The organism is Blautia marasmi, from assembly GCF_900258535.1.
Classification (GTDB): domain Bacteria; phylum Bacillota; class Clostridia; order Lachnospirales; family Lachnospiraceae; genus Blautia; species Blautia hominis.
This window is the reverse complement of the sequence record NZ_OIWX01000001.1, coordinates 567,221-585,640: the sequence shown is the minus strand read 5'-3', so window position 1 is coordinate 585,640 and position 18,420 is coordinate 567,221. Positions and strand designations below refer to the sequence as shown.

Sequence of the window (18,420 nt, the reverse complement as noted above, 5' to 3'; positions counted from 1 at the left end):
TCCACAAATTTTTTAGGCAGCCGCAGTTTCGCGGAACAAAAAGGAAGGTGGGGCGGTATGGACAATACATTACATAGTCATAAATATCAGATACTGATGGATAATATTCCCAGTGGTGTACAACAGTGCGTAAATGACGAGTTCTTTACGATCATAGAGGTTAATCAAAGTTTTCTGGAACTCTTTGGATTTTCCAGGCAGGAACTGGAGGATCGGTTTCAGAACCGCTTTATTGAGATGATTCACCCGGCGGACCGGAAGAATATTCTGGTCGAAACATCGGAAAAACTTAAGGTTAAAAGCAAAGCAATCTTAAACTACCGGGTTCTTTGCGGTGACGGAAGCTATAAGTGGGTTGCGGATAATGCCCAGATGATCCGGGATGAAAACGGAGAGGAACGGATGATTTGCATCCTGATCGATGTTACTGAGTCAAGGAACGCCCGGGAGGAACTGCGCTTGTCCCTGGAGCGGCATCAAATCCTCATGGAACAGACTGCGGATATTATTTTTGAATGGAATATTTTGGCGGACACCTTGAGTTATTCCGGTAAATGGATCAAAAAGTTTGGTTTTGAAGCTATCACCGAGAATGTATCAGCCGGAATCCCTCTCAGCGCCAACATCTATCAGGATGATATACCAGTGATCTTAGCGCTCATGGAAGCTGCCAGGTGTGGAACGGCCTATTCAACCGCTGATTTCCGCGTCAAAAATGCCGAGGGGAAGTACATCTGGTGCCGAATCCGGGCTACGGACCAGTATGATGATGAAGGCGATCCACTCAAAGCTATTGGCGTGATCACGGACATTGATGCAGAGAAGCGGATGATGGAAGATCTGCGCCGCCGGGCGGAACGGGATGCCCTGACAGGTCTTTTTAATCGGGGAGAAACGGAGAGCCGGATCCGCCGGCATCTGGAAAGTAATCCAAATGAACTGTGCGCTCTGCTGCTGATCGACACGGATAACTTCAAGGCTGTCAATAATACCCAGGGTCATCTCTTTGGTGATGCGGTTCTGACAGAGCTTGCGGCAGGAATGAAAAAGTTAACACGACAGTCCGATGTGGTCGGCCGAATCGGCGGGGATGAATTCACGATTCTTTTAAAAAGTATTACTTCCAGGGAAAAAGCAGCGGAAAAGGCGCAGCAACTGCTTGACCTGTTCCAGCATTTGTTTGAACAGGGAAAACAGCCCATCGAGGTTACCTGCAGCGCGGGAATCGCCCTTTATCCGGAGGATGGAAAGGACTTTCCATCCTTATACTACTGTGCTGATCAGGCGCTCTACCAGGCCAAGAGCCTTGGGAAAAACCAGTATATGTTGTTTGATAAGGATAACGCTGTGCCGGTAGAGCAGACAGGGTATTCTGCGCTGGGCGCCTCCATCGATTCTGACCTGCAGACCGCAGGCGCATCCGGGGAGTTACTCAGCTACGTGTTTCAGGTACTCTATGACAACCGGGATATCGACCGCGTGATTCAGGCGATTCTTGAAATTGTGGGTAAACGATTCGACGTCAGCCGCGCATATGTCTTCGAGAACTCGGACGATGGCGAATACTGTGACAATACCTACGAATGGTGCAACGAGGGTGTTGTTCCACAGAAAGAGTTACTGCAGCATTTCCCATACAGCGACGTAGCGGGATATAAGGATCTTTTCAAAAATGACGCGGTCTTTTACTGCCGGGATATCCGTTCCCTGACACCGGAACAGACGGCCATGTTTGAAGCACAGGGGGTTTATTCTACCCTTCAGTGCGCAATCATGGAGGAGGATGCGTTTCATGGGTTTATCGGCTTCGATGAATGTACAGGTATACGGATGTGGACAAAAGCGGAAATCGCCACTTTGACATTGATTTCCCAGCTGCTTACCATATTCTTGTTGAAATACCGTGCCACCGACCGGGATCAGAAGCTGGCCATCCAGCTCAATACGATACTGGACACGCAGGACGCCTATATCTACGCTGTGGAAAAGGGTTCCTACGAGTTGTTATACCTCAATTACAAGACACGTACTCTGGATCCTGACGCTGAAATTGGAATGACCTGCTACGGTGCGTTTTTTGATAGGGAGAATCCCTGTGAATTCTGCCCGCTGTCCAGTGAAGTCAGTGAAGTCTACAACCCGAAATATGATGTTTGGAGCAAGACGAAGACTGCACCCATGAAATGGGGGGATTTGGATGCCTATCTTGTAACATGTTTCGATATTACGGAGTATAAACGGATGCAGGGCAAAAAATCCTGATATTGTCATATTGGGGTGGGAAACGAGAAATACGATTCATATTGATAAAATAATGAAAGTAGCTGTTTTGGTGCGGTAAATGCATGAAATTTTGTTCAAAAGGTGCATTTGAAAAAGTTGGATAGAACAACTCTGTTTTATAGACATAATGGAGTGAATCATGATGCTGGGAAAGAATCCAAAATCTAAAAGCCCGGTTTTTTTCATAAAACAAGACGGTTTTGTCCATTGGGGCAGAGCCGTTTTATTTTTATACTTATAACAGCTTATAGAACAGTTTTAACTTTTTATGAAAAAGGACAAAAGATATAGTTAGAGAAAATGAAAGATTAAGAGATAAATTGAGGAAAATTGGTTGGAGAAACCATCCAATATCCGGGAAGGTGGATTGTCCGAGGCACTTGCTATATATAATAAGCAGTGATATTCTAAAGTTATGAAGTTTTCACAGAGTGTATTAAGAACTTAGCGGATAGGGAGGACCTATGAAAAAATGGTTATCAGGCATCAGTATAAAAAGTAAGCTTTTGTTTTTGTTGGTATCGGTTTCTCTTTTATCCGTAATTATTCTGTTTATTTTTACATTATATGTCAGTGGTGAGTACGAAGAAAAGATTTATCAGATACAGAAGAATAATCTGAATATCATAACGGAAAATATCGAGAAGGAACTGATGGATATTAATGATATATCTCAGTTTCTTGCTTTTAACGGTGAGGTACAGGACAGATTGGTGATGGGGGAGACATCTGGAATTACTGATTCACTGGATTACGAGATGATTCGGCAGAAGCGGGAAGTATTTCATTTGATCAAGACATATAAAGGGCAGAATCCATACATTACATCTGTCATAGTTTATGGCAAAGCAGAGACATTTAATGAAGGCCGGGCCATTACATCGAAGGATGAGGATACAGCTAAGAGATACAAGAAAATCATGCACAAGACAGATACATCGGTCATGTGGATGCCTTTTAAGGGACAAGAAGCAGCACTGATTCTGATAAGAAAAATACCATATATTGGTAATCTGTCAGAGAGTGACTTGGGAGTAGTACAAATTGAAATCAACTTGGAAGCCATAATACAGAAACAATTTGAGCGGGAGCTGCTTACAGAAAACCAGTTGTATCTACAGATATTAAATGGGAATCGGGAGATTTATCATACAAGCGGTATGCCGGATTTCCCTCGGATGTCGGTTGATAATTCTGATTATCAAAAAGTCCGAAACAGAGGAATAGACTACTTTGTAACAAGCTTTGAGAATTCGGGCGTGGGTTGGAGCTATAAGACTTTTCTGAATATCAACCAGGTGACTGGATCTGTCAGAAATCTGAAAGCAGCGTTCATTATCTGTATAGTTGTTGGTGTTCTGATGGTTGTCGCAGCGAGTCTCCATATGTTTAAGGTAATGATGACACATTTTAACCGGATGGCAGAAAAGATCAAAGATTTTAACAAAGGACAATTCCTGCCGGAAACACAATATCAGGAGCGGAAGGATGAGATTGGGTATGTACATCAAAATTTTGACCATCTTTTATTGGAACTGCAGCGGCAGATAGAGGAAAATTACGTGAAACAGCTTTTGCTAAAAGAAGCTCAGTTAAAATCGCTGCAACAGCAGCTGAATCCTCATTTTTTATTTAACACACTGCAGACAATTAGTTGGAGTGCCAAGATCAACCATCAAAAAGAATTAGGTGAGATAGTAGACTCCCTGGGCAAGATGATGAGATTTAATCTGGAGGAGAATAGCGCCCTGATTACATTGGGCGACGAACTTGTTTTTATCAGGCATTATGTCAGAATCCAAAATTACCGTTACCGGGAACGGCTGCAGGTAGAATATAACATAAATGAAGAATTGTATGGAGAAAAACTCCCCAAACTGGCAGTACAGAATGTAGTAGAAAACGCAATAAAATATGCTCTGGAGATGATGATGGAGACATGCGTTATCAAGATTTATACAGTGACAGAATCGGAGGCATTCTACCTTCATGTGGAGGATAATGGACCGGGCATACGGCAGGATGTTTTGAGGACAAAAGAAGATACCAAGGGGCTGAGTGTTGATGGAATCGGAATAGGGCTTGTGAACATCCAGCAGAGGATGCAGCTTTTATTCCCATCAGAGTATTATTTTGAGGTACGCAATACCGGAAGTGGGACACGGGCTACTTTTTATCTGCCAAGAGAAAATGTAAAGGAGCATGAAGATGGACACTTATAAAGTGATTTTGATTGATGACGAAGTAATGGAACTGGAAGGAATCCGGCAGTTGGTGCGTTGGGAAGAATATAATGCAGAGGTTATTGGTGCGTACAAGAATGGGGAAGAAGGGTTGAAAGGTATCGAGGAGCTGGAACCTGATATTGTAGTTACTGATATGAAGATGCCGGTTGTCAGCGGACTGGATGTTATAAGACGTGCCCGCGCTTTTATCAAAGTTCCGGAGTTTATAATCCTTTCAGCCTATGCAGAATTCTCATTGGCGCAGGCAGCAATGAAGGAAGGGGTAGAAATCTACCTTCTCAAGCCTTGCGACGAATACGACATAGAGGAGGCACTTGGAAGGGCTATACAGAAAGTTGAGAAAAAATATGCATTAAAGAATGTTAAGCAGATGCTTTTCCGTCAGAGCATACAGGCATTGATTGAAAGTGGCGGTGCTATAAAGTATATCAAAGCAGTGGAAGAACTGCTGGAGGAAAGTGAACGTCTTTTCTGGATTGGGATAGAAGGAAGGCTGGACAATACCAGTGCAGGTGAGATTTATCGTTCTTTTTATGAAAACAGCAGTACAGATTTTACTTTTACTTCTATTATTTTAAAAGTGAATCAGGTGATCGGCGGATTTTATGTCAGCAGCGGAAAAGGAAATCACATGGAAGAATGCAGTGCGTTATTACGAGCGCTAAGTCTGAAAGCAGACCGCCTTCTGTCTTTAAGTAAATGCGAATGGGTTATGCCGGACGAAATCTTAAATGTTGTAAGAGAAGAGAGTAGCGGTGTGGAAGGAGGATTCCTTTTTGAGGAAGGGGAATGGAAGTATGTAGGTGAAGCCGATAAATCCAACAGCAGGAAGGTTACCGAGCAGATTAATGCGCTGAAAAAGGCATATCAAAAGCAGGACCGTGAGGCATTTAAAAGCGTGATACAAGATATATCCGTGAAAAATGAGATTCCGGCGGTCCAACAGATTTGCCTTGGATTCTATATTCAGGTTATCTGCGAGGGAAAGCTTCAGCCGGAAAAATTGCTGATGCTGCAGGATGATATTTCAGATGGCAGGAGTCTTCCGGATTCTGTTGAGGATACTTTAGGAATCCTGTTTCCTGAGGCAGACAGGGTACCTTATGTAGATGCGATTATCAGCTATATTGAGGGGCATTTGGACGATCCGGATATTAGCCTTAAGAGAATGGCAGAGGAGGTTGTGTTCTTAAGTGAAGATTATGTGGGGAAGACTTTCAGCAGCCAGACAGGCGAGAACTTCAATAATTTTCTAAACAGGAAAAGAATAGAAAAAGCAAAGTTCCTGATTCGTATTGTAGGAGTAAAAAAGATGCAGGACGTAGCAGAGCAAGTTGGTTATGGCAAAAATCCGTTATATTTCAGTAAGGTATTCAAGAAATATACAGGTCTGACGCCGAATGAGTATAAGAGCCAGCGATAAAGGAAGAGAGGGTATACGGATATGGATTGCCGATGCCTTCTTTTTTTGTTTGCAGTTTTTATGTATACTTTACAGGCAGCCATAAACCGTTATACGGATTTTTACATATCAGACAGCTGTTTTGTACATTGAGAAATTAGGCCATTCCTCCTATACTAAAAGAAATAAAACAAAACAGAAACAAAGGAGAGCGCTTGAGAAATGGTAAGTTCTGATATCAAAAAAAACAGTCGGATACAGAGACTTTGGGAAAGAAGCACAGAATTGTCCAAAAGCGGAAAAAGAAATGTCTATGTGGATAATGCAGAGTTCCTGGTCTATCACTGGTCCGGGCATAGCGCGGGGTTTTCACCTGCAACAGGGGAACTGGCTCTTTCAGATGATGAGAGAATTAATTTAGGGGACCATAATTGTCGTGTCGATGTGGGTACCCCATTTCCCTATCTGGACGAGATGCCTTCCAGAGTAAATGGATTTGAATACTCAGCCACAAACTGGGCTGAGGACTACGCTTTTTTTCTGGACCACAGTCCGGCAGAAATTTATCCGGATGAGACAATCGTCGGAGAATTTCATTGGCAATTGGATGAGGCTAGGAGATTTGTGTATCCTGATGAAGTGGTAGAACTTGGATTTGATTTACGTCAGATGGGGGCAGGCGGCACCAGTCTTGCACATACCTGTCCTGATTTAAGCATTGGGTTAAAGAAAGGCTGGAGCGGACTTCTGGAAGAGGTATTGGAAAGCAAAGCAAAGTGGGAAAAATATGGCAACAAAAAGAGATATGAATATCTGAGGGCCCAGGAGACTGTGGTACAGGCCATCATACGCTTTACCTTGCGTCATGCAAAACGTGCCGAAGAACTTGCGGCGGTGGAAAATGACAAGGAGCAGCAAGCACGGTACCTGCAGATTGCCGGTAATATGGAGCAGCTTGCAAAAGGTGCACCTAAGAATTTTGAGCAGGCAGTGCAGTGGATCCAGTTGTTCCAGGTCGTGGAGCGGATCAATGGGCATGGTAACGGATATGGAAGGCTGGATCAGCTTCTGATCGGCTTCTACAGAAAAGACATAGAGGATGGGATATTAACAAAGGAAAAGGCAAGGGATATCTTAGCAGAACTGTATCTGAAATACGGAGGGAATTATTTTTCATTTGGCGGCAGGGACAGAGAAGGCAGGGATGCAACAAACGAAGTCAGCTGGATAGGGCTGGAGGCATATGACATGTTAGGAGGATATAATCATCTGGGGGTGATGTGGCATGAAGATATGGATCCGGAATATTACAGCTACGCATGCGATGTTGTGACCAGACATGGCTGCGGCGTTCCTACATTGGTCAACTATGATGTCATGCGCGATTCCGAACTGTACAGCGGGTACAGTGAGGAGGATGCTTGCAATGTAACGTACAGCGGCTGTCAATGGTATTGCGCGGCAGGTGCAGAATACAGCGACCATGACTTAAATTCTTTTGTTCTGATTGCCCCCATGCAGAGGGCAATGAAGCTGGCGGAAGAGCTGCATACGGAGACATTTGAAGATTTCTGGGATCTGTATGCACAGGAAGTCGGTAAAACGGCACAGGCATTTACAGAGTTCAAGAATCGTGTCTATAAATGGCAGGACCGCGTGTGGCCGGAGATGGTTACGACGCTCTGCATGAAAGATACCATTCAGAAGGGGCTGGATGTCACATCTATCGGGGGACCGCATAATGCATTTACATCAGTGAATGTTCTTGGTGTGCCTAACGTGGTGGATTCCATGTATGCCATAAAAAGAGTAATATTTGAAGAGAAAAGATATACGATGAAGGAACTGAATGAGGCGGTCAGGGAGAACTGGAAAGACCGGGAAGTGATGCGGCAGATCATGCTGAATCAGGAGAAATTCGGAAATGACATGGATAGGGTCGATGCAATGTATGTAAGGGTAGCCCGGAATATCCATGATACGCTGGAAGAGCAGAGAAATATCAAGGGTTTCCATTTCCGGGCATCCCTCTTCCAATACATGGGGCATACTTATGCCGGTCCGATTTTGGGAGCCACGCCTGATGGAAGATTTGCTGAGGAACCGATCGCCCATGGATGCAATCCCATGCATGGAAGGAATCAAGAAGGCATTACTGCTACAGCGAATTCCTTACTGAAAGTACCGTTCAGGGAATATCAGGGAGGTTCTCTTCAGATAGAACTGCAGCCGAAATTTTTTGACGGAAAGGAAAATAGAGGCGCCTATATTGAGCATTTTTCAAAGGCATATATGAAGAAGGGCGGCATACAGATCAATTTCAATGTGGTTGATCTGGAAAAGTTAAAAAAAGCAGTAGATGATGAAAAAAATCCGGAGTATGCAGATATTGTAGTGAAGGTGACCGGATATAGTGCACATTTTGTGGTTATGGACCATGAGTTCAGAAAGGAGTTCGTGGAACGGGTTAACTATGAAAGTGTTTGACAGGAGGGCACAATGAACGAAGGACTTGTGTTTGACATACATAGGGGAACCACACATGATGGGCCTGGAATGCGGACTACTGTTTTTTTAAAAGGGTGTCCCCTGCATTGTACATGGTGCCAGAATCCGGAAAGTATCTATCCCGGAAGGGAACTGATGTGGGATGCAAAAAAGTGTATCGGCTGTATGGAATGTATAAAAGCGTGTCCGGTAAAGGCGCTGACCGCAAATGACAGCGGGATAAAGACAGACAAATCTGCCTGCCGTAAGTGTTTTGCCTGTGCAGCCGGCTGTCCGTCAAAGGCAATGCAGATAGTGGGGAACCCCTGGGAAGTTTCCACCCTTGTAAAAGAGGCTTGCAAAGACAGAATGTTTTTCGAGGATTTTTCAGGAGGCGTCACCGTATCTGGCGGAGAACCATTGTTACAGAGTGAATTTCTCCCGGAATTCTTAAGAACGCTGAAGAAAGAAGGCATAAATACGGCTTTGGATACTTCTGGGTTTGGAAGGCAGGAAGTCCTCCATGAAGTCTATCCGTTTGTGGATACATTCCTGTACGATATAAAATTTATAAATGATGGAATGCATCAAGCGCATACTGGGGTAAGCAATAAAATTATATTGGAAAATTTGAAGAGTATTGCGGACAGGATCCGAAGACAAAAGGACTCCCGCCTGTGGATACGGACTCCGCTCATACCAGGGGCAACTGCAGCGGAGGAAAACATAGAGGAAATCGGGCAGTATATCCGGAAAGAATTGATCGATGTGATAGAGCGGTGGGAACTATGTGCATTCAACTATGTATGTAAAGACAAGTATATTAAAATGGGACAATACTGGAAGTATGCGGAATGTACATTGTTAGACTGCAGCACAGTAGAGGATCTGGCTTCGATTGCTGAAAAATATGCAGAAGGACTTGTTGTTGTCTCAGGGCTGACAGCACAGAAAAAGTAAGGATAATAGAAGAATTAGAAAAAAGGAGACAGGATATGAAGAAACATTACTATCAGACATGGGAATCTGTGAAGGAACATAAGGTACCGCAGTGGTACGAAGACTGTAAATTTGGTGTTATGATTTGCTGGGGACCATATTCAGTACCGGCATATGCCCCCACGAATTTGGAATTTGGTGAGGTGGCAGGCGATGAGGGATGGTTCTGTAATAATTCGTATGCAGAGTGGTATTTTAATTCTGTGAATGTAGGAAAAGGACCAACCTATGAACATCATAAAGCCACATATGGGGAAGATTTTCCATATGAGAACTTCGTGGATATGTGGAAAGCAGAAAAATGGGAACCGGAAGAATGGGGACAGCTTTTTGAGGATGCGGGCATAAAATATGTGGTGCTTGTAACAAAACAGCATGATGGCTTTTGTCTTTTTCCAAGCAAATATACAGATTATAACTCAGTTATGAGAGGACCAAAGCGTGATATTACAGGTGAATTGACACGGGCAGTCGAAAAGCATGGGATTAAGATGGGAACCTATTATTCAGGGCTTCTGGATTGGACATATGAAGATACTCCCATATATGGGGATACGCAGGGATGCTTTTATAACCCTACTTCAGCATACGCGGATTATGCTTATCTGCAGAGCAGGGAGTTGATTGACACCTATAAGCCATCTGTATTTTGGAATGATGTGGGATGGCCGAAACAAGGAGAAAATGCACTGCCTAACTTATTTGCACACTATTATAATACTGTGGAAGACGGTGTAGTGAATGACAGATTTAACGGATTGTACCATGATTTTACAACCAAAGAATATCTGAGCGGAGAAGGAAACAAGAAGGAAAAATGGGAATTCTGCAGGGGAATGGGAATGTCCTTTGGATATAATGCGGAAGAACGTGAAGAATCTATGATAACAGTCCCGGAACTTGTACATCTGTTGGTAGAGACAGTATCCAACAATGGAAATCTGCTCATAGATATTGGACCAAAAGCGGATGGCACGATTCCGGCGGAACAGGTAAGCCGGCTTCAGGCAATCGGCAGATGGCTGAAGTATAATGGGGAAGGCATCTATGGTACCAGATGCAGTGAACGGGAGAATGAGCAGCAAAACGGAATGGATATTTTTTATACAGCGAAAGATGACAGGCTGTACGTTTTCGCAGAGTTAAAGGGTGCACTTCCAAAAGAGATTCGTATAAAAGGAATAAATTTGGAAAATATGGTGACAGCCCTTGATGAACGGGTGAAGTTTACATGTAGACAAGATACAGAAGGAATACTGATTCAGGTAGAAGAAAATGCAACTGGTTATGAAATGGTTGGTTTTGAGGTGAAAACAGAAAATTAAAAAAGAGAGGGGTTAATATGAAAAAGAAAATCATAACAATGACGCTTATAGCTGTTACATTACTTTCAGGCTGTTCCTCTGATGCAGGAAGCAAGAATGGGGATAATAGCAGTTCCCAGGGAGAAGGCCCTGTTAAGCTGACATATGCAAAGATGATGAATGGCACTGCAGCTTCCGGAGTGAAAGGTGGGCAGACACCAGAGGAAAATGACTATATAGACTATTTGAGAGAAGAAAAAAATCTGGATCTTACACTGGCATGGAGCGCCATGGAGGATGACTATTCAAATAAACTATCATTGAATATTGCAGCAGGGAATCTGCCGGATTTCTTCGAGGTAAGCGATTACGATACATTCAGGCAGCTGGTGGACAATGGGATTGCGGCTGATGTGACTGAAGCATATAATAATAAAGCATCTGAATTACTGAAGGAATATAATGAGTCGAGCGGGGGCAGATACAATGATGCAGTTACGATTGATGGCAAACTGTATGGGATATCCAGCGGAAATATGGGATATCAGCAGCAAATTTTGTGGCTGCGGGCGGACTGGCTGTCTAATTTGGGGCTGGAGACTCCGCAAACTATGGAAGAGCTGGAGGAGGTGCTCCGGGCATTTACAGAGGATGATCCCGATGGTAATGGCGCTGATGACACTTTTGGTCTGACAGTTAACGCTACAAAACCTGTCGGTGATACAAATGTAGGCGGGGTATACGGTCTTGATCCTATCTTTTATGCCATGAATGCTTTTCCTCAGCAGTGGATGGAAGATGAAAAAGGTGATATTTATTATGGAAGTACCGGGGAGAATATGAAGGGTGCTCTGGAAATTCTTCAGAAATGGTATACGAATGGATATATTGACAAGCAATTCCCGACCAGGATTGGTACTGGAGAGACACTGGGAACAATTACTTCGGGGAATGGGGGCGCATTTTTTGGTCCATGGTGGTCATTCCCGAATGATGCTACTGTTTTACAACAGGATTGGATTCCGGTAAATTGTCCGTTGGATAGCGATGGCAAATATAATTATGTGGAATTATCACCTTTTTCACATGTATTTGTAGTGAATCAGAAATGCGAGAATTATGAAGCAGTGGTTGAAGCAATTTGTGTCAGTCTGGATGCGGGCAGGGGAAAGGATAAAGAGGGGTATAAAATTCTCCAGGACATCGCAAATGGTAATGGGGTATATGTTACGCCTTTGGGTCTATGGACCACTGATTATTATGATATTGTTCCGAAGCTTGGAAAAGCATGTAAACAGAATGTGGAGAGCGGTGAGTATGAGGAATATACAGGTCTGACAGATTATGACAAAGTAGAAATTGAGAACTGTCGGAAATGGGCAGTGGGAGAGGAAAAAAGTGAAGCGCTTCAGTGGAGTTATTATTCACGTGTCTTGGCCAGCAATATTCTGCAGAATAAAGAGTGCAACCCTATTTCAGCGGCATATTACTATACTACTGAGTCATCAGCGAACATTCTGCCGTCTTTAGATAAGATGGAAGATGAGATGTACTTTAAGATCATAACCGGAGAAAAAAGTGTAGATTACTTTGATGAATTTGTGGAACAATGGTTCAAACTTGGGGGAGATACATTGACCAGTGAGGTTATGGCGGCAATAGAGCGATAAGATTGGAGGAGATTATCATGAAGAGGAAAAGATTGAAAACTCAGTCATATTACCACTTTATGCTTTTGCCGGGGATGATTCTGTTATTGATCTTTGCCATCGTCCCTATGTTTGGGGCTATAATTGCTTTTCAGAATTATATTCCTTCTAAGGGGATTTTGGAATCAGCATGGGTAGGGCTGGGTAATTTTAAAAGATTATTTATGCTTCCTGATTTTAAACAGATTTTAGGGAACACATTTTTCATTGCTATAGGCAAGCTTGTGTTGGGGACCATCGGTTCCATTGTGTTTGCACTGTTATTGAATGAATGCCGTATGGTGAGGCTGAAGAAAACAGTACAGACAGCAGTATATCTGCCACATTTCTTATCCTGGGTCATATTGGCAGTGATGTTCTCCAATCTGTTTTCCCTGACCGGGGTTGTAAATCAGATCGTTACCTTTTTCGGCGGAGAGCCAACAATGTTTTTAATAAGCAACAACTGGTTCCGTCCCCTCATGATTTTAGGCGAGACGTGGAAAGAATTTGGTTATGGGGCAATTATTTATGTGGCAGCTATGACGGGCATTGATCCTACGCTTTATGAGGCAGCAGGGATGGATGGCGCAGGTCGCTGGAAGCGTATGCTGCATGTGACTTTACCGGGTATCATTCCTCAGGTTGTCCTTATGACGATATTAAATATTGGACAGGTATTAAATGCAGGATTTGACCAGATATTTAATCTATATAGCCCGCTTGTATATGAGACTGGGGATATTATTGATACATATGTTTATCGTGTGGGTATGATTAATCAGCAATTTAGTTTGGCAACAACTGTGGGGTTATTTAAATCGGTAATCAGCTTTATACTGCTTTTCGGGGCATATAAACTGGCAGATAAGCGGCTTGGCTACAAGGTGTTCTGATTAGGAGGGGAATCTAAAATGAAAAAAAGAAGTTTGGGGGATATAGTTATTGCTGTTTTCCTGATTTGTTGTGGATTGCTCTGTTTGTTGCCTATACTGAATACACTTGCAATTTCATTCAGTGATAAGTCCAGCGTAGCACAAGGACTTGTGGGATTTATCCCTGTTAACTTTAATCTGGCATCATATAAAGCAATGCTTGGGGATGAGCAGTTTTGGAGATCCTTTGGTATCTCAATACTACGTGTAATATTGGGTACTGGTATTAACGTACTTATGTGTATCATGATGGGATATCCATTATCAAAATCTGATAAGGCATTTAAAGCGAAAAAGTATTATATGTGGATTATCATTTTTACGATGTTGTTCAGCGGTGGTATGATTCCTACTTTTATGGTTGTGAAGAATCTGCATTTACTGGATACAATCTGGGCGTTAGTACTTCCGATGGCGGTACCTGTGTTTTATGTGATTGTTCAGATGAACTTTTTTAAAGCTATACCAGAGGCTCTGGAAGAATCGGCATTCCTGGACGGTGCAAGCCCATGGACGATTTTATGGAAGATTTATGTACCGCTTTCAAAGCCTGCGATTGCAACAATAACTTTATTTTCAGCAGTCAATCACTGGAATTCTTTCTTTGACGGTAAGATATACATAAACTCATTGAGTAAAATGCCTTTGCAGACCTATATACAATCATTATCTGCGGAAGTGAATATGAGTACTATGGCAAATATGAATGCCCAAGATTTGATTGAACGTATGGCTATGTCAAGCTTGACATTCAATTCAGCAAAGGTAATTGTATCTATTATTCCCATATTATTGATATATCCCTACCTACAAAAGTATTTTGTGTCAGGAATGGTAATGGGAGCAGTAAAAGAATAGAAAGGAGTAATGATATGGAGGGATTACGTTTCAGACAGGTACATCTGGACTTCCATACATCGGAACACATTGCCGGCATAGGCGATGCGTTTGACAAATCGCAGTTTAGGGAGGCTTTGATCAGAGGACACGTAGATTCTGTCACATTATTTTCTAAGTGCCATCACGGATGGTCTTACCACCCGACTATAATAAATGAGAAACATCCAAATCTGAACTTTGATTTACTGGGTGAACAGTTAAAAGTATGTGAAGAGCTTGGAATTAAAGCGCCCATCTATCTATCAGCAGGTTTGGATGAGAAAGAAGCAGTACGGCATCCCGAGTGGCTGGTCCGTAGGAGTGACGATAGAGCGGATAATTTGGCAGATTTTGTTTATAAAGCTGGCTACCATGCGCTATGTTTTCGTTCGGATTATTTAAATCTTCTCTTAGCAGAAATTGAGGAAGTCATGCAGCGCTATCATCCATGTGGGATTTTTCTGGACATTTCGGCAGTAAGACCTTGTTATTGTCATAATTGCCGTAGAGATATCCTGGCCAGAGGAAAAGATCCCAGAGACATAGAAGCTGTCATGGAACAGGCGGAATTCGTGTATGCAAATTATGCAAAAAGCGTTATGGAAATTGTACGAAAATATAGTAAGACATGTACTGTGTTCCATAATGGGGGACATATTTCCAGAGGGAGGCGTGATATAACTTCCTTTAATACGCATCTGGAACTGGAGAGTCTGCCTACCGGAGGATGGGGATATGACCATTTCCCCATGTCTGCCTCTTATGTGGCGAATCTGGGAATGGAGTATCTTGGAATGACAGGAAAATTCCATAGTTCATGGGGAGAATTCGGAGGATTTAAACATCCAAATGCGCTCAGATACGAAAGTGCCCTATCTCTGGCACTTGGAGCTAAGTGTTCTGTTGGAGACCAGCTGCATCCTTCCGGCAGAATGGATATGGCAACTTATGATTTAATTGGAATAGCCTACCGGGAAGTAAAAGAAAAAGAAAAATGGTGTAAAGATGCTGTACACTGTGCTGATATCGCTGTGCTAAGTGAAGAGGCAGTGAACTGTAGTGTCGCAGACAGGGATATGAAATTCTGGGGGGACATCGGGGCAAACCGTGCCCTTCTGGAAGGGAATTTTCTTTATAGTTTCATTGATTGTGAGGAGGATTTTTCCAAGTACCAGCTATTAATTCTGCCTGACACCATACGCCTGAATGAGACGCTTTGTGAAAAGTTGACTGCCTATCTGAATCAGGGTGGAAAAATCTTTGCCAGTGGTAAGAGTGGGCTTTATCAAGATACAGATACATTTGCATTGTATTTTGGGGCTGATCATAAAGGGGCTGCGGAGTATAAACCAAGTTATGTCCTATGGGATCCCAAAAAGAAAGAGGCAGCGGCGAGGGTGATATATGAACAGGCATATCAACTTGCGAATGTAAAAGGAGAGGTCTTTGTGGAAAGGCAGAATCCCTATTTTAATAGAGATATCCGGAACTTCTGTTCCCATCAGCATACGCCAAATAACTTGACAGAAAAATATCCGGCAGGAATTGCGACAGAAAATAGTATTTATATAGGCTGGGACTTATTTAGTGATTATGGAAAGTGGGGCAGTCTTCACAGTAAGCAGTTGATCATAGATGCAATAGACAGGCTTCTGGGCGAAGACAGGACGATCCAGGTATCCCTTCCGGACAGAGGAATCGTAACCTTGACAAAACAGGTTTCTGACAAGCGGTATATATCGCATTTATTATTTGCTTATACGAGCATCCGGGGTGAAGGGCATATAGGGGAGAGCGTTTATCCAATGGAAGTTATTGAGGATATAATTCCGCTATATAACGTGGAAATGACAGTAAAACTTTCTGAAAAGATAACAAATGTTTATCTGGCACCTCAGAGAGAGAAAATACCGTTCCGACAAGAAGAAGGACGCGTTTCTTTTGTTGTACCCAAGGTAGACTGTCATCAGATGATAGTTTTGGAGTATTAGTGTGACAAAGAAAAGAGAATAAGGTGAGAGTTTGGCATTCAATCGGCAGAACCTTTTAACCGGAATTACTGGGGAGTGATTCCGGTTTCTTTTTTTGAATATTTACTGAAAATATCGGCAGAACCTATTTGTATGAACCTTCTACAAAACAGTAAATAGAAGCGAGATCAACAAGGAATAAACCGAAAAATATCATGGTATTTACAATTAATATCATGGATTAGTGAGGTACTTTTACTTATAATATGAAGCATAGAAAGGGGGTAAATAAATGAGTCTATTACCAAAAAAGAAAGGAAAAGAACAAAGTGCTTTAGCACAAAAAACATTATGGAAATCCATTAAAAGCAATAAAGTACTGTTACTTATGATGATACCCGGTGTCATTTATTTTACCGTATTTTGTTATGGCCCTATGTATGGGGTTGTACTGGCATTCAAGGATTTTCATATTACGGATGGAATCCTGGGAAGCCCTTGGGCGGGCTTACGGTATTTTGAACAGGCATTTAGGGATCCATATTTCTGGAAAACGGTGTTTAATACTTTGATCATCAGTTTTGCAAAACTGATAGTAGGATTCCCGGCACCCATTATCTTTGCTATACTTATAAATGAGATGGTCTTTCCTCGTTTTAAGAAAGTAGTACAAACCTTTGCATATCTTCCTCATTTCATGTCTTGGGTAATTTTGGGAGGTATTTTCTTTTCACTGCTTTCCATCAATGGTCCAATTAATAGTATCTTGGAATTCTTTGGCATGGAAAAGATTATGTTTATGGGAAGTAAGGAGTACTTTCGAGGAGTATTGGTTCTGAGCGATGTATGGAAGAGCTTTGGATGGGGATCTGTGTTATACTTTGCAGCCATTGCAGGTATTGATCAGGAGATGTTTGAAGCATCAAAGATGGATGGTGCAAACAAAATACAAAATATTATTTACATTATCCTGCCGGCTATTTTTCCGGTAATCTGTATCAATCTGATTTTAAGCTTATCAGGAATCTTAAACGGGGGCTTTGACCAGGTGTTTAATCTTTACAGTGAATCTGTATATGAGGTGGCAGATATCATTGATACATATGTATATAGACTGGGTCTGAAAAATATGCAGTATAGCTTATCTACCGCAATTGGACTTTTTAAATCCGCAATAGGGTTGATCATGATTGTTGTCGTGAATTTCATAGTGAAAAAAGTGGGTGGAAAGGAAAATGCATTATGGTAAAGAAGAAAAACAAAATTAAAAAGAGCAAAGGAGAAATTGCTTTCAATTGTTTTAATGTCATTTTTATGGCAGTGATCGTAGTAATTACCTTTTATCCATTTTGGTACATAGTGGTTGTTTCGCTTAGTAAAACGGCTGCCGGAGGTGGATTTGCCTTGTGGCCGGATGAGATTAGCTTTAATGCCTATAAAGTTTTATTGGATTATGAGGCAGTATGGACCGGATATAAGAATACCATAATCCGTTGCCTGATCGGTACGTTTTTAAGCGTTGTGTTCACGGCAATGACAGCATATCCTCTCTCAAAGAGGGATCTGCCTTTTCAAAATTTCTTTACAAATTTCATATTATTTACAATGCTATTCAGTGGTGGCTTAATTCCCACATACTTACTGGTAAAAGATCTGCATTTGTTTAATACGGTTTGGGCACTTGTTTTGCCGGGCATGCTGGGAGCTTATAATATCTTTATCGTCCGTAACTTTTTCCGTTCGATTCCGGCAAGTCTTGAAGAGGCTGCCCTGATTGACGGGGCAAACTGGTTTTATATATGGTATAAGATAATTATCCCGCTGTCCAAGCCGATACTTGCCACTATTACACTTTGGATCTTAGTTGGCCACTGGAATTCCTGGTATGATGCCATGCTGTATATTCAGGACAATGATAAGACCGTAGTGCAGATGATATTAAGAAAGATAGCCATTGAGAACAACGCAAACAGCGTGAGTTCTATAAATGCATTGATGTCCAAAATACAGGCAGGAAGCGTGATGCCGTCTACGAAAATGTTGGAAGCTGCAATTACTGTGGTTACCATTTTGCCTATGCTGATCGCCTACCCATTTTTACAGAGATATTTTGTAAAAGGAATTATGGTGGGTTCTGTTAAGGGGTAAGTGCTTCAGGAAATCTGGATGGATCCGGAGGCCTAAATACAAAGAAATATAAAAAAATAATTTGCAGGAGGAATGAAAA

12 protein-coding genes are annotated in these 18,420 nt (G+C 42.2%); all 12 read left to right on the top strand.

Features of this window, described 5'->3' with window-relative positions; genetic code table 11:
- The first annotated feature begins 57 nt into the window (after positions 1 to 57).
- Positions 58 to 2,262 carry a GGDEF domain-containing protein gene (locus C6P39_RS02455; protein WP_104802686.1) on the top strand — a complete coding sequence of 735 codons (2,205 nt, stop codon included), beginning with the start codon at positions 58 to 60 and terminating at the stop codon, positions 2,260 to 2,262.
- Positions 2,263 to 2,747: 485 nt separating this feature from the next.
- Positions 2,748 to 4,505 carry a sensor histidine kinase gene (locus C6P39_RS02450; protein WP_104802685.1) on the top strand — a complete coding sequence of 586 codons (1,758 nt, stop codon included), beginning with the start codon at positions 2,748 to 2,750 and terminating at the stop codon, positions 4,503 to 4,505.
- Entirely contained in the window at positions 4,492 to 5,952 is a 1,461-nt protein-coding gene (locus tag C6P39_RS02445) for a response regulator transcription factor (protein WP_158661436.1), read from the top strand. Before C6P39_RS02450 ends, C6P39_RS02445 begins: the two co-directional genes overlap by 14 nt.
- 201 nt (positions 5,953 to 6,153) lie before the next feature.
- Positions 6,154 to 8,418 carry a pyruvate formate lyase family protein gene (locus tag C6P39_RS02440; protein WP_104802683.1) on the top strand — a complete coding sequence of 755 codons (2,265 nt, stop codon included), beginning with the start codon at positions 6,154 to 6,156 and terminating at the stop codon, positions 8,416 to 8,418.
- Positions 8,419 to 8,430: 12 nt separating this feature from the next.
- The gene (locus C6P39_RS02435) at positions 8,431 to 9,378 is read left to right on the top strand and encodes a glycyl-radical enzyme activating protein (protein WP_104802682.1); all 948 of its coding nucleotides are present in this window, start codon (positions 8,431 to 8,433) and stop codon (positions 9,376 to 9,378) included.
- A 35-nt stretch (positions 9,379 to 9,413) separates the two neighbouring features.
- Positions 9,414 to 10,742, top strand: a complete 1,329-nt coding sequence (locus C6P39_RS02430) for an alpha-L-fucosidase (RefSeq protein WP_104802681.1) — start codon at positions 9,414 to 9,416, stop codon at positions 10,740 to 10,742.
- A 17-nt stretch (positions 10,743 to 10,759) separates the two neighbouring features.
- A complete protein-coding gene (locus C6P39_RS02425; protein ID WP_104802680.1) occupies positions 10,760 to 12,391 on the top strand; it encodes an extracellular solute-binding protein in 1,632 nt (543 codons plus the stop codon).
- Between the two features lie 17 nt (positions 12,392 to 12,408).
- A complete protein-coding gene (locus C6P39_RS02420; protein ID WP_104802679.1) occupies positions 12,409 to 13,305 on the top strand; it encodes an ABC transporter permease in 897 nt (298 codons plus the stop codon).
- 18 nt (positions 13,306 to 13,323) lie between these two features.
- Complete coding sequence (locus tag C6P39_RS02415) at positions 13,324 to 14,202, top strand: carbohydrate ABC transporter permease (protein ID WP_104802678.1); 879 nt, start codon at positions 13,324 to 13,326, stop codon at positions 14,200 to 14,202.
- A gap of 14 nt (positions 14,203 to 14,216) precedes the next feature.
- The gene (locus C6P39_RS02410; protein ID WP_104802677.1) at positions 14,217 to 16,214 is read left to right on the top strand and encodes an alpha-amylase family protein; all 1,998 of its coding nucleotides are present in this window, start codon (positions 14,217 to 14,219) and stop codon (positions 16,212 to 16,214) included.
- 271 nt (positions 16,215 to 16,485) lie between these two features.
- Positions 16,486 to 17,442, top strand: a complete 957-nt coding sequence (locus tag C6P39_RS02405) for an ABC transporter permease (protein WP_104802676.1) — start codon at positions 16,486 to 16,488, stop codon at positions 17,440 to 17,442.
- Entirely contained in the window at positions 17,436 to 18,341 is a 906-nt protein-coding gene (locus C6P39_RS02400; protein WP_095173550.1) for a carbohydrate ABC transporter permease, read from the top strand. Before C6P39_RS02405 ends, C6P39_RS02400 begins: the two co-directional genes overlap by 7 nt.
- Positions 18,342 to 18,420 lie beyond the last annotated feature (79 nt).

What these genes read in the sequence shown, in the direction of transcription:
- C6P39_RS02435 (WP_104802682.1), top strand. Translation starts at nt 8,431, where the DNA reads ATGAACGAAGGACTTGTGTTTGACATACATAGGGGAACCACACATGAT.
- C6P39_RS02410 (WP_104802677.1), top strand. Translation starts at nt 14,217, where the DNA reads ATGGAGGGATTACGTTTCAGACAGGTACATCTGGACTTCCATACATCG.
- C6P39_RS02445 (WP_158661436.1), top strand. Translation starts at nt 4,492, where the DNA reads ATGGACACTTATAAAGTGATTTTGATTGATGACGAAGTAATGGAACTG.
- C6P39_RS02425 (WP_104802680.1), top strand. Translation starts at nt 10,760, where the DNA reads ATGAAAAAGAAAATCATAACAATGACGCTTATAGCTGTTACATTACTT.
- C6P39_RS02440 (WP_104802683.1), top strand. Translation starts at nt 6,154, where the DNA reads ATGGTAAGTTCTGATATCAAAAAAAACAGTCGGATACAGAGACTTTGG.
- C6P39_RS02455 (WP_104802686.1), top strand. Translation starts at nt 58, where the DNA reads ATGGACAATACATTACATAGTCATAAATATCAGATACTGATGGATAAT.
- C6P39_RS02420 (WP_104802679.1), top strand. Translation starts at nt 12,409, where the DNA reads ATGAAGAGGAAAAGATTGAAAACTCAGTCATATTACCACTTTATGCTT.
- C6P39_RS02400 (WP_095173550.1), top strand. Translation starts at nt 17,436, where the DNA reads ATGGTAAAGAAGAAAAACAAAATTAAAAAGAGCAAAGGAGAAATTGCT.
- C6P39_RS02450 (WP_104802685.1), top strand. Translation starts at nt 2,748, where the DNA reads ATGAAAAAATGGTTATCAGGCATCAGTATAAAAAGTAAGCTTTTGTTT.
- C6P39_RS02415 (WP_104802678.1), top strand. Translation starts at nt 13,324, where the DNA reads ATGAAAAAAAGAAGTTTGGGGGATATAGTTATTGCTGTTTTCCTGATT.
- C6P39_RS02405 (WP_104802676.1), top strand. Translation starts at nt 16,486, where the DNA reads ATGAGTCTATTACCAAAAAAGAAAGGAAAAGAACAAAGTGCTTTAGCA.
- C6P39_RS02430 (WP_104802681.1), top strand. Translation starts at nt 9,414, where the DNA reads ATGAAGAAACATTACTATCAGACATGGGAATCTGTGAAGGAACATAAG.